This is a genomic window from Neobacillus sp. SAB-20_R2A, assembly GCF_049568635.1.
GTDB classification, from domain to species: Bacteria; Bacillota; Bacilli; order Bacillales; family Cytobacillaceae; genus Neobacillus; species Neobacillus citreus.
In genome coordinates, this window is sequence record NZ_CP145895.1 from 3,811,292 (window position 1) to 3,824,017 (window position 12,726).

At 38.1% G+C, this 12,726-nt stretch carries 12 protein-coding genes; 1 reads left to right on the forward strand and 11 read right to left on the reverse strand.

Annotated elements, in window-relative coordinates; all coding sequences use genetic code 11:
• Positions 1–48 precede the first annotated feature (48 nt).
• Entirely contained in the window at positions 49–594 is a 546-nt protein-coding gene (locus V5M37_RS18465) for a TetR/AcrR family transcriptional regulator (protein ID WP_423798622.1), read from the reverse strand.
• A 169-nt stretch (positions 595–763) separates the two neighbouring features.
• On the opposite strand from V5M37_RS18465, the gene V5M37_RS18470 reads away from it, so the two are divergent.
• The gene (locus tag V5M37_RS18470; RefSeq protein ID WP_423798623.1) at positions 764–2,236 is read left to right on the forward strand and encodes a DHA2 family efflux MFS transporter permease subunit; all 1,473 of its coding nucleotides are present in this window, start codon (positions 764–766) and stop codon (positions 2,234–2,236) included.
• A 274-nt stretch (positions 2,237–2,510) separates the two neighbouring features.
• Here V5M37_RS18470 and V5M37_RS18475 read toward each other — a convergent pair whose 3' ends face one another.
• From V5M37_RS18475 to V5M37_RS18520, 10 genes are all read right to left on the reverse strand, one after another.
• Positions 2,511–4,136 carry an amidohydrolase gene (locus tag V5M37_RS18475; protein ID WP_423798624.1) on the reverse strand — a complete coding sequence of 542 codons (1,626 nt, stop codon included), beginning with the start codon at positions 4,134–4,136 and terminating at the stop codon, positions 2,511–2,513.
• A 23-nt stretch (positions 4,137–4,159) separates the two neighbouring features.
• Entirely contained in the window at positions 4,160–5,305 is a 1,146-nt protein-coding gene (locus V5M37_RS18480; protein ID WP_423798625.1) for a DUF3800 domain-containing protein, read from the reverse strand.
• Positions 5,306–5,419: 114 nt separating this feature from the next.
• On the reverse strand, positions 5,420–5,593 hold the full coding sequence (locus V5M37_RS18485; RefSeq protein WP_423798626.1) for a hypothetical protein: 174 nt from the start codon (positions 5,591–5,593) through the stop codon (positions 5,420–5,422).
• Positions 5,594–5,762: 169 nt separating this feature from the next.
• Positions 5,763–6,446, reverse strand: coding sequence for a GntR family transcriptional regulator (locus V5M37_RS18490; protein WP_423798627.1), 684 nt, complete (start codon positions 6,444–6,446; stop codon positions 5,763–5,765).
• 143 nt (positions 6,447–6,589) lie between these two features.
• Positions 6,590–7,678 carry a TRAP transporter substrate-binding protein DctP gene (gene dctP, locus V5M37_RS18495; RefSeq protein WP_423798628.1) on the reverse strand — a complete coding sequence of 363 codons (1,089 nt, stop codon included), beginning with the start codon at positions 7,676–7,678 and terminating at the stop codon, positions 6,590–6,592.
• Between the two features lie 31 nt (positions 7,679–7,709).
• Positions 7,710–8,840, reverse strand: a complete 1,131-nt coding sequence (locus V5M37_RS18500) for an alpha-hydroxy-acid oxidizing protein (RefSeq protein WP_423798629.1) — start codon at positions 8,838–8,840, stop codon at positions 7,710–7,712.
• A 57-nt stretch (positions 8,841–8,897) separates the two neighbouring features.
• A complete protein-coding gene (locus V5M37_RS18505) occupies positions 8,898–9,680 on the reverse strand; it encodes an SDR family NAD(P)-dependent oxidoreductase (protein WP_423798630.1) in 783 nt (260 codons plus the stop codon).
• Positions 9,681–9,715: 35 nt separating this feature from the next.
• Entirely contained in the window at positions 9,716–11,017 is a 1,302-nt protein-coding gene (locus V5M37_RS18510; RefSeq protein WP_423798631.1) for a TRAP transporter large permease, read from the reverse strand.
• Complete coding sequence (locus V5M37_RS18515) at positions 11,008–11,544, reverse strand: TRAP transporter small permease (RefSeq protein ID WP_423798632.1); 537 nt, start codon at positions 11,542–11,544, stop codon at positions 11,008–11,010. The genes V5M37_RS18510 and V5M37_RS18515 overlap by 10 nt, the downstream gene beginning before the upstream one ends.
• 95 nt (positions 11,545–11,639) lie before the next feature.
• Positions 11,640–12,707, reverse strand: a complete 1,068-nt coding sequence (locus tag V5M37_RS18520; protein WP_423798633.1) for a TRAP transporter substrate-binding protein — start codon at positions 12,705–12,707, stop codon at positions 11,640–11,642.
• Positions 12,708–12,726 lie beyond the last annotated feature (19 nt).

The window sequence follows — 12,726 nt, forward strand, 5'->3', positions numbered from 1 at the left end:
GTGACATCTGATTACTTTATTAACACAAAAAACCGGAGCAAAAATTGTTCATCGCTTGTACATTAGAGAAATTTGGTTAGCTATATATTCAGAGCTATAATGAATTCCATCCTTTATCCACCACATAATAATCCCCATTAAGGAAGCTGTCAGGATATCAATAGAAACATAACTTTTCGGTAACTCATTTTGCTTGTTATTTCTTCTAGTTTCAATGAGGTTTTTTATAAGGTTGAATAAATTGGTTTCAACGCTTTTATTTTCAAATAAAATGGCAAAAAATTTCCGATTTTCATAGATATAGTCTAAAAATATAACTAATTGTTCTCGGTCGTCGATGATCTCAGTTTGCATAAAAGGTTTTAGTTTTATCGACAATTCGTCAAAGATTTCATGTGTGATCTTCCTTAATAGGTCGTTAATATCTTGATAATGTAAATAAAAGGTCGCTCGGTTTAATTCTGCGCGATCCGCAATTTTTTGAACAGTTAATTGTGATATTGAAGGTTCTTCTATTAAAAGAGATAGAACGGCATGCTTAAACATTTTTTTCGAGCGAATGGCACGTGGATCTTCCTTTTTTAGACTAGACATTTCGAACTCCTTTATCGATTATTAATGCTTTCTTCAACAGATTACTTACAAGATGTTGATTAGTTGACGTTTTGAAAAAAATTGTAGATGGGCAATTCTTGTCGGGTCTGTTAGTATTTATTTTATTGACACTATGTTGATAATGCAAACAATAGAAAAGGAGTTTGAAATGGAACAAAATAGAGAAGATGTTAACAAAGGAATCTTATTATTTGTTTTAATATCCGGTTGTTTTTTATCAGTATTGAATCAAACGTTGTTAAATGTTGCCTTAAGCAATTTAATGGATGTATTTGATGTTTCAGCCACAACCGTTCAATGGCTGTCAACTGGCTTTATGCTTGTAAACGGTGTATTAATTCCGATAACAGCCTTTTTAATGAAACGCTATACGACAAGGCAACTATTTATCAGCTCCATGCTGTTTTTATTAGCGGGAACCGTTATCTGCGCGATTTCTCCAAATTTCAGCCTATTATTAATAGGCCGAATGATTCAAGCAGCAGGCGCAGGGATTATTATGCCTCTGATGATGAGCGTCATTTTATTTATTTTTCCAATCGAAAAAAGAGGCAGCGCCATGGGCTTGATTGGGTTTGCCATGATCTTTGCCCCTGCTATTGCCCCTACCTTGGCCGGATATATTATTGAATATGGATCATGGCGATGGCTATTTATTGGTTTAGCACCTTTTGTGCTAATTGTTATTTTATTTGCTTTAAAATATCTAGTGAATGTATCCGAAACAGCCAAAACAAAACTAGATGTTGTAAGTGTCTTTCTTTCAACAATTGGTTTTGGCTTTATCTTATATGGCTTCAGCAACGCGGGTAATAAAGGATGGGATGCTCCGGTTGTTATTTTTTCACTAATAATTGGATTGGTGGTTACTGGTTTATTCAGTGTTCGACAAATTCGCTCAAATGATCCTTTATTGAATTTATCTGTATTTAAGAACAAGGTTTTTACATTAACTTCATTAATAAATGTTTTAGTAACAATGATGATGTATGCCGATTTGATTTTATTACCTATTTACCTTCAAAGCGGACGGGGTTTTACGGCATTTGAAGCCGGTCTATTATTATTGCCAGGCTCTATCATCAATGCCATCTTGTCTCCAATCACTGGCAAATTGTATGACAAATTAGGAGCAAAACCTTTATTTATTACGGGGCTTATATTTATCATCCCTTCCATGTGGGCTGTAACGAATCTAACTGGCTCTACATCTTATATGTATTTAATGATTCGTACCATCTTTTTACGAATTGGTCTAAGTTTTATTACGATGCCGCTCAATACTGCCGGTTTGAACGCATTGCCTAAGCAATTAGGGACACATGGCTCTGCAGTGAATAATACGGTTCGTCAAATTGCAGGAGCAATCGGAACAGCTGTAGTGATTACCATTTATACCGCGCAAGCAACCAATCACGCTACAGAAATAATGAAGGAAAAGGCAGCGGCTGCCCCGCATCAAATAGCATTACTATCTTCGATTCAAGGTTCCAGTGATGCCTATTACTTTATGATGATATTAGCTGTTGCTGCACTCGTTTTAACATTATTTATGCCAGGGAAAAGTGCTGCTAGTAAAAAAGAAACTGCATCATCATCTAAAATGGCCGAGGAAAGTTAGACTGAACATAATTGGTATTTGCTAATAAAAATGATTATCAAAACATACACTTTGATAGTCATTTCCGTACCTATTTATTTGTGATAGGGCCCTACTAAGAAAGGTATTTTAGTAGGCCTTCAATTTTTCCATCTCAATTATTTTTTTAAAGTATCCATATTCCTTTGGGTAGCATGTCAATTAAGGACAGTGACAGTTAGTTAGTTTGCTGACTGAAGAGACAAAAAAACCCCTTCGAAAAGGAGTTTTTCCCATATTCTGCCCTTAAATTTTCTTAACCCACGTGTTCATTTATATGTAGTTCTTCATGAACAACCTCACCATCTATCATGTTCCACACCACTTGAATCGATGGTATTTCGTCAGTTTCTGTTTTAAGGATGGAACGATCGAGTATAATTAAGTCTGCCAGTTTTCCCGGTTCAATTGACCCGGTTTCCTTTTCGCTAAAAGAGGCATAAGCACCGTTCCATGTTAACATTCGGATGGCGTCCAAGAGCCCAATCCTTTCTTTATCACCGACAACTTTTCCCGTTGGTGAGAGCCTTGTCAGGGCACTATGTATGCCCCTCATTGGATTGAAATCTGTCACCGGACAGTCCGAGGCAATCGCAGCCGGCACACCTGCCTGTTTGTAGCTGTTCAATGGATACATTTGTTTGGCCCGATCACCATAATTTTTGATATAACCATCACCATATTCATAGAAAAAAGCCGGATTTGGTGTTGGAATGACCCCTTGCTCTTTCATCCTTTCAATAAGATCTTTTTGTGCAATTCCCGCATGTTCGATTCGATGCCGCGTATCTTTTCGTGGGTACAAGCGGTTTGCTTTCTCGATGCAAGTGAGCAACATATCTATGGCAGCATCTCCTTGGGCGTGAGCGGTAATTTGCCACCCTTTTTGATGCGCTGGAATAAACAGCTCCTCGATTTCTTCCTGGCGGTAATAATGGATGCCGTAATTAGTTGGATCACTATCGTAAGGCTCCCTTGTCCAAACGGTTGGGCCGCTGCTGCTTCCATCGAGGAATAACTTTACTGGACCGTATTTAAAACGATCATTTCCATCCTTGGTTTTGACACCTAAATCAACAAAATACCGGACGACCTTCTCAGCTTCGTTGAGTGCCCCGATCATAGCATAGACTCGCTGCTTAATCACACCATTTTCACAATCCTCTTGAAGGGCTTCTACATTTGCTATTCCATACCCGGATGCATCATGGACAGAAGTTATTCCTTTTTTAGCAAAATGCCTGGACGCAATGATATGGGCCTTACGGATTTCTTCACGGGAAAAACCAGCTGTTTGAAAAACTTGCATATGGGCATTTTCAATCAACAATCCGCATGGCTCTCCATCTGCTTGCCGCCCAATTTTACCACCATCTGGATTGGGAGTATTTTTATCGATGGATGCCAGTTTCAGCACATAACTATTCACTGCAGATATATGACCGCAAGCACGTATGACAATAATTGGATGTTCGTTCGAAACGCTATCCAATTCCTCCTTTGTTGGAAAACGTCCATCAGCAATTCTTTGGTCATTATATCCCCAAGCCCGAATCCATTCCCCTTTGGGTGTTTCCTTTGCCCTTTCTTTCAGCTTTTTCAGCAAATCAGCGATGGATTGGACCGATTCATCCTTACAGGAAACAGATAATTCATTTGTTCCATAAATGGTAATATGAAGATGGGACTCAATAAAGCCCGGAAGAAGGGTCCTCCCGTTTAAATCAATGATTTTACATGTTTCATCTTTTAACTTCAAAATCTCTTCTGTACTGCCAACCGCTATAATCTTCCTTCCCTCAACAGCAACTGCACTGCAAATTTCATCCTTTGGATTGACGGTAATTACTTCGCCATTAATAAACAAAGTCTTTTTCCCCATCTGGCTAACCCCTCCTAATACATTCAGTTAATAGTCAACTTTTCCAATTCAATGATTTTTTTCAAATAGCCATATTCTTTTTGGTCAAGAATGTCGATTTCATTGTTAGTTGCCAGCAGAATCTGATCCCTGCACTTGGATATTCTCTGGATCATCGGATGGATGGTCAAACTTGATAGATTCACAAAATCATATAAATCGTTTAAACATATAGGCAGCTTGTAGCCTTTATTGCTGCTGGCGATTAACAACCCGCTATCACGCAGCTTCGAAACAATGTTGGAGCGGAAATAATGCTGATTCATTTTTATATCCCGAATGGCATTTAAATTATCGAGAATTTCTTGAGTATAGACGTATTCATCCGGATTTTCCTTCAGATTGAATAAAAGAAACTTCAAGAAATCGATTCGGAGCCTTTCGTCCTCATCCTCACTCTTGCGATGTTTTTCGATATATTGATAGGAGGAATTGACGGCCTGTTTGATGATTACTTCATTGTAGCGGGAGTCAGCGGGATCTGTTTTGTAATCATAAAGAAAGTGTCGGTAATCTATAGGGAGCAAATTAAGAGCGGCAATTTTATGTTTAATCATTTTTAACAATGAATGGGAATAAACGGAATAAGAACTCCGGTCGTAGCTCTTGCCCAAAGTCTCTGCAATTAAGCCGGACAGTTGAAGCAGGATTTCAGACTGGCTGTTATTAAATCCAAACGAAGAGTAATTGAATAAATCCGGAATGCTCCTTGTTTTGATGTACTTTTTAAATTCCTGCAAAAACCCCTTCCCCTCAGCTTCATCCGCTACAAGATCAAGCTGATCAAAGGTTCTATTTAAGTCCTCATAAACCATCCTATTTACATATTTAATAAAAGGCGTTTGATGTAGGATGCCGCTATCTTCTCTTACCTTCCGCTTATCAATGACGTACGCATATATGCTAAAAGGCAAATCCTTAATATCCTGCAAAAGCATGGATCTTTGTGCATTATCCATAGGCGCTGCTTCTGATGGGAAATGGTTCTGAAGCTGTCGTTCTAAGTTTTCTTTTTCAGATTCTTTCACAAGTATGGATACGATGATAAAGTGGGTCGAATGGTCGTGGTTGTCAAAATCAAAACCATAATTTCCAAATTCATCAATAAACGCAAATTGTAACTCGTTCAACTTTCCCACCTCACCATATAAAGGAATTTACCTATTATTTCAACAAAACGTTTGGAAACCCTTTAAAAAGTTAATTTTTTCCTTGGCAAAAAAAATAAAGCAGGGTCACCCGCTTTATTCAGCAAATACTATTTTAATTTCGTTTTCTGCTTCGACCATTCTGCCATATTTGTACCCTTCGATCAAAAGGTGTTTTTCATGGGCGTTTAAGGAACGCCGCCACTTTGTTTCAAGGTACATAATGACTTCGTTGTACAGAATGTATGGGTATTCTAAAGGTTCAGTCAAGCCAATACCCCTTTCTAAATATTTTTCCCTCCATTCCAGTTTTGACCTAAAATTATATATTTAATTCTGTTTTTATCGTTTTCCAATGAACGTAATTTATTAAATTAAAAAAGACCGCTGGTACTTTAATTCCCAACAGTCTTTTAAAAAAATTGGAGGAGCCTATAAATTATGAAAAATCTTGGACCACTATAATCTTTGTTGCCTCAATATGGTCCTCCATTAATTTCATTGCTAATTCTACATTCTGATCTGCCATTGCTTCAAGAATATCTTTGTGATGTCCCATAGCCTCTGAAGCTCTTTCCTTTATTTTGTCGATAATTTGATAACCGAACCAGCTTATTTGGGCATTTAGGGTCTCCATTATGTTAATGATTCTAGAATTATTGGAGAATTTGATAATGGTATTATGAATGATTCGGTCAGATTCTAAGAAGGCTTGAAAATCTCCACTTTGGTTAAATTTAATCTCGACATCACTATTAAGTTCCAGCAATTCTTGTAATACTGAATTCGGTATATTTTGGATTGCTAGTGCAACGGATTGCCGCTCTAGAGCTTTCCTAACCTCATAAACTTCTTTAGCGTCCTTTATATTTGGAATACTAACAAATGTACCTGAACGCGGCTTAATCTCCACTAAGCCTTCTTGGAATAAGCGGTTAAAAGCGTCACGCAAAGGTGTTTTGCTTAATCCTAATTCCTTACTTAACTTCTCATAGTTGATTCTAGTTCCTGGTTTCAACTTATTAGTTATTATTTGTCTGTGTAAATATTGATAAGTTTGTTCATGCAAATTACGCAAATCTGGTTTATTAATTCGAACCATCTCCTGCTTGAAATGTTCCAATTTTAGTAAACACCTGCCATTCCACCAACCATCTTTAAAGCAGTTCTGGTGAATTTTCTGCAGACCAGACAAACTGTTGTTGGTATTAATGATGTAACGATTCAACTATTTTATTCAACATGAACTTGTAATTTTCCTCTTATTCAAAAAGAGACGTCAATCCCTTCTTCTTTTAATAATTTCTTAAATTCAGCCATCATTTCTGCACCAGGGTAACCTTTTTTATTTGCCTCTTCAACCCACAAATCCCAACTTTTTTTCGCTGGTGCTTTGAATTTCTTTTCTTCTTCAGGTGAGAGCTTTGTAATACCGCCTTTTCCTTCTGTTTGTTTTTTGAATTCCTCCATGGCATTATCTACACCGGATGTATACGTTCCGACAAATAACTCTACTAATTTAGGAGCCAGCTCTTCCTTCATCATCTTCTGTAAATCTTGTGGAAGTTGATCATAAAAGCCTTTGTTTAATCCAAAAGATAAAGGCTGAACCATAAACGGCAAATTTAATAGATTAGGAGCTACTTCATAATATTTACCACCTACACCGCCAACAGCCGAAAAAAACAATCCATCAATCGTTGTCTTTTGGATTGATTCGTATACGTCTGCAATAGGAATCGAAACCGGTGTAACTCCCCATGCCTCATACAAAATGGCATCATTCTTCCCAGTTATTCGATATTTTCTATTTTTTACATCTTCAATCTTTTTAACTGAGTTTCTTGAATACAACATGTACGGATCGGAAGTAATCATCCCTAATGGAATGAAATTGTTAAATTCACCATATGTTTTTGCAAATTTTTCCATTACACGAGTTCCCACTTCAGCGTTTGGTATTGCAAATGGTAGAGTACCAATCGTTAAAGGAAATAGCTCAGTATCAGCATGTAAGGAAGGTGCAATATAGGCTAAATCATAAACTCCTCCTTGAATATCTTTCAAAGCATTATTAGCCGTTCCAAGTGTACTTGAATGAGTAATATTAACTTTAATTCTTCCATTTGTCTTTTGTTCTACAAACTTCTTCCATGGCTCATATACACCATTTACCCATGGATCTGTGGCTGAATAGAAGTTATTAACAGAAAGTTCGTATGTTTTTTTGGCCTTTGAGTCTCCATTTGTATTGCTAGTATTGCTAGATTCGCTGTTTCCACATGCTGACAAAACGAAAATGGATAGTATTAAAACAATTAAGGATGTAAATGAGCCCTTTTCCATCTTCAACATTCAAATCATCCCCCTTCTCGCGTTGTAAGTCTTACTTAATTACTACCGATTGATCTAAACTGTCAATAGAATGGTATCCTGATAGTCCTAGAGATACATCGGTTTCAGCAATTAAATTACGAATCACTCGTTTAACGCCTTCTTCTCCTGCGACAGCGAGACCATACGCAAACGGTCTACCCAAAAGGACAGCACTAGCACCCAATGAAATTGCCTTTATGATATCTGTTCCAGTTCGAATTCCACTGTCCATTAGAACAGGAATCTTACCACCAACGACATCACATACCTTCGGCAGGGCATCAATGGTCGCAATTGATCCATCCAATTGCCTTCCGCCGTGGTTAGAAACGACAATTCCATCTACTTCATGGTCAACAGCCAGCTTGGCGTCTCTAGGGTCTATTATCCCTTTTAATATAATTGGCAATTTGGTAACTTCTCGTAAGAACCCGAGATATTCCCAAGTTAATGTCGCACTTGTATTTATTTTTGAAAAAATTGAAAATGCAGCTTCCATATCCTCAGCTGGTGGTTTTGCTAATTTCGAACAAAAAACAGGGTCAGTTAGATAATTTGCCAAACCGATGCCTAGCCTAAAAGGAGAATAATTATTTTCCAAATCTTGAACACGCCAGCCCATCATAGTTGTATCGAGTGTTACAACTATAGCTGAATACCCACTCTTCTCAGCACGGTTTACCAGGCTTCTTGTAATATCGTTATCCATACTGCAATACAATTGGAACCAGCGGTGCGAATCGCCCATAACACTAGCTATCTCTTCCATTGAGTAAGATGTCATCGTACTGGCAATAAAAGGGATTCCTAATTCTGCAGCTGCACGAGCTGAAGCCAATTCCCCTTCTAAATGCATAATCTTTTGAACACCTATTGGTGCAAGCAATATGGGGGTTCGAAAATTTTGTCCCAATAATTGAATTGATAAATCACGATCTGCTACATTCCGAAAAACGCGTGGTACAATTTTCCACTCCTTTAACGAAGTTCGGTTGGCATTGGAAGTTTCCCCCATTCCCGCATTTCCGGATATATAAGAAAACGGACCAATGGCTAATTTTTCACGTGCTCTCTTTTCCCATTCTTGGTGGGAAACAGGAAGTGTAACTTGATCAGATTCAGGTGTAACTTGATTTTTCATCCCCCATCTAACCCCTTTCCTATTTTTATCGATTTCCCCTAACGTACCCCAATTAGTTTATAGTGTTCCAGCCATCCCTCCATCAATATTTAATGAAGTGCCAGTTATATATGAAGCTGAATCGGAAACAAGAAAGGTAATGACCTTAGCAGCCTCCTCTGCTTCTCCAATCCTGCCCAATGGAATCTGATGTTTAGGGTCATGTACATATTGTTCGAAGCTCTGATGTGGTGCTGTTTTTTGCCAATACTTTTCGATTTGATCACTTTTGATTAGACCAATACAAACTGTATTAACTCGAATATTATCATGACCAAGATCCTTACTCATTGCTTTTGTTAGCGCCATACCTGCTGCTCGGCTAACCGTTGTAGGCAAAGAGGATGCCGGGGGTGTTTTGGCAATCGCTGCTGTCACGTTAACGATAGCTCCTCCCCCATTTTTTCGCATAAACGGAACCGCGTTTCGCGAGCAATGAATGGCGCCGAACAATTTTAAATCAAGATCATATTTCCACATTGCGTTATCAACTTTTTCAAATGGATGTCCGGCGTGGGTTCCAGCATTATTCACTAATATATCCAACCGGCCAAAATGGTCAACAGTTTTCAAAACTACCTGTTTACAATTTTCTTCTAAAGACATATCGCCGGTAATCTGCAATACACGAACACCGGTCTCTTGAAAAATTTCCTCTGCAGCTACAGCTAAAGATTCTTCATTTCTAGCAACCATCGCAAGCTTAGCTCCTTCTTTGGCTAATTGAAGCGAAGTTGCGAATCCAATCCCTTTGCTTGCACCAGTTACAAGTGCAACTTTTTCTTTTAAACCTAAATCCATCTAAAGTTCCCCCAATAACAATTTTTTTAAAAACGCTAGAACATTCTACTTGGCAAATAAAGCACTATTTCCGGAATAAAATAAAGCAGTGTGACAAGTACTAAAATTGGAATGACAAACCTTAATGCTCCTTTAAAAATTTCCTCAATTTTCAACTCTGGCGCTACGCCGTTAAGAACAAAGCAATTCATGCCGACAGGAGGTGTTATTAATCCTGCTTCAACAACGAGAACAATAATGATTCCAAACCAGATTAAATCAAAACCCATTCCTTGAATAATTGGGAGCAAAATAGGTATTGTAATGACGATCATCGAGAGTGAATCCATTATTGCTCCAAGGATGAGGTACATGATGATAATTAAGAGGAAAATTACTCCTGGAGAAAGACCTGAATCTTTAATGAATGTAGCGATTAAATTCGGTAATCTAGTAATAACTAGAAAGTAGTTTAATAAGAAGGAACCTAAGACAATCGCAAATAGGAATCCTGTTGTCTTTAAAGTATTTGAAAAGACTTCGATTAGATTTCCCCAAGTAAGTTTTTGTCTTATTAATGCAATAATCAACGCACCTAATGCCCCAATCCCAGCTGCCTCTGTAGGACTGAACCAGCCTAAATACATGCCCCCGATTACAACTGCAAATAGAACGATAATCCAAATCGTATGACGTAATGAATATATCCGTTCACTCCAAGTACTAGATTCACCTGTTGGAGCAAGATGAGGATTCATTTTTACTGTAATCGCTATTGTTAATATGAAAAACAAGGTAAGCAAGATACCTGGAAAAATACCCGCAATTAATAATTTCCCGATTGATTCCCCTGTTAACATCCCGTAAAGAATAAGGATTGTACTTGGAGGGATAAGTATCCCCAGTGTTCCTCCTGCAACGATTGATCCTCCAGTCAAAGTCTTAGCATAACCTGCCTTTAACATTTCTTTTGAGGTAATAACTCCCATTGTTCCAGTAGTTGCGATACTTGATCCAGAGGCTGCGGCAAATCCAGCTGAGGCTGCTATAGTGGCCATTCCCAATCCGCCTCTTAACCGTCCAAACCATGCACGAAAGGTAGTGAATAATTCATTCGTGATTCCAGCAACGAATAAAAGTTCACCCATCAAAATAAACATTGGAATTGTACTTAGTGCATAGTTCGTACTATGTGTCCAAACTATAGATTCAATTGCAGCAGAAAGAGTTCCCATTCCCTTAAGATACATAATGCCGAATAACGCAGGAACCCCCATGGCTATGGCAATTGGTATCCTAAGCACCATTAATATAAACATAGATGTAATCGCAATAAGTCCAATCGTTTCTACAGCCACAGCTCATCCCCTCCTTTAGTAGTCTTAGTATTCTCAATATCACCCTTTACCAGTTTAATAATGGTTTGAATGATCATCATCAAGCTTTCAAGACCCCAAAGAAATAACCCGATGGCAATAATAAACTTAAATGGATAATGCGGAAGACTCAACAATGTAGAATTTATAACCGTTCCCGTCATTTCTTTAGTTGCTCCGTTAAAAAAAACCCAGCTAAGCAGCCAAGAAAACCCAATGGTTAAAAGTAATGCAAAAATATTGAGGATATTTTGCATGCGTGTTGATAACTTATCAACTAGCAGGCCAATCGAAACGTGTGCCTTCTCTTTTTGGGTAAAAGCTAGACCAAACATAATGATGACAATCATTGCAAACTCAACGAGTTCAACGTCACCCAATACTGGTTTACCCATTGCACGCATAATAACAGCTAGTGAAATTAACGCCATCATACAGAAGATGACCACCATAGCTATCCAGCGAGTAACTTGTGTAAGAGATTGAAAGATAATTGTTAGAATTCTCATTCTACACCCTCTTTTACATTATTAATTTGTGAATATTTCATTTGCCCCATCCTTATTTGGCGAAATATTCCGAATAGAGATGGGGCGTTTATGGCCTAGTAAGGTATTTTAACTCCTTCCTCCTGTAAAAATGCTTTAAAATCCTTCATCATTTTTTCCCCGTCATACCCTTTATCATCGGCTGTCTTTACCCATGCATCCCAGATTTTTTTACTGTCTTTCTTAAATGGTTTTTGCTGATCTTCTGTTAAAGTAATGACCCCACCCTTAGGGTTTTTATTAAGATTTTCTACAGCTTTATCTGTAAACTGTGAATAATGATCCGACCATAATTGGGCTAATGCAGGTCCGAGCTCTTCTTTAAACATTTTTTGCAAATCCTCTGGCAGCTTATTATAAGCTTCCTTATTCATGGATGGCATGAAGGTAGGAGTGGATACCGCTATGTTTGTAACGTAGGGGGCAACTTCTGCGTACTTCCATGCTTCTCCGCCAACCATTGAGAACACTGCTCCATCCAATGTCCCTTTTTGCAATGCCTCGTACATATCTGCCACTGGCGTAGCAACAGGAGAAGCTCCCCAGCTTTTTACTAATTCCACATGCACTTCGCTAATCGCACGAATTTTCTTTCCCTTCAAATCTTCTAGACTTTTAATGGGTTTCGTACTCCAAATAACATATGGGTCTGCATTTCCAGTTGCAAGAATTTCAACTTGTTTAGCTGTATTGTACTTTTTCAGAAATTTAGCCATTACCTTAGTGCCTGTATCCGCATTAGGCAGTGCGAAGGCTAGATTTGAAATAGTATATGGAAACAACTCTGAATCATTAAATAGAATTGGACTAAGAGGTGCAATATCAAATACCCCACCTGCGAGGTCTTGTAGCATTGTATTGGAGGTCCCTAATTGGTTCGCATGGTAGCTGACAATTTTTACACGTCCGTTCGTTTTCTCAGCTACAAGATTTTCCCACTTATTGAAAACTAACTCCACTGCTGGGTCGTTTGTTGGGTACCAAGTGGAAAAGCTTAATTCAATAACATCTTTATTTTTAGAAGATTTGTCGCCGTTATTAGTTTTTGAGCTATTCGTTTGGTTCGAAGAGCACCCTACTAAAAAAACTGCTATTAAAAACAGCAAGCTAATCATTTTCTTCATGATTAAACATCTCCTTAGA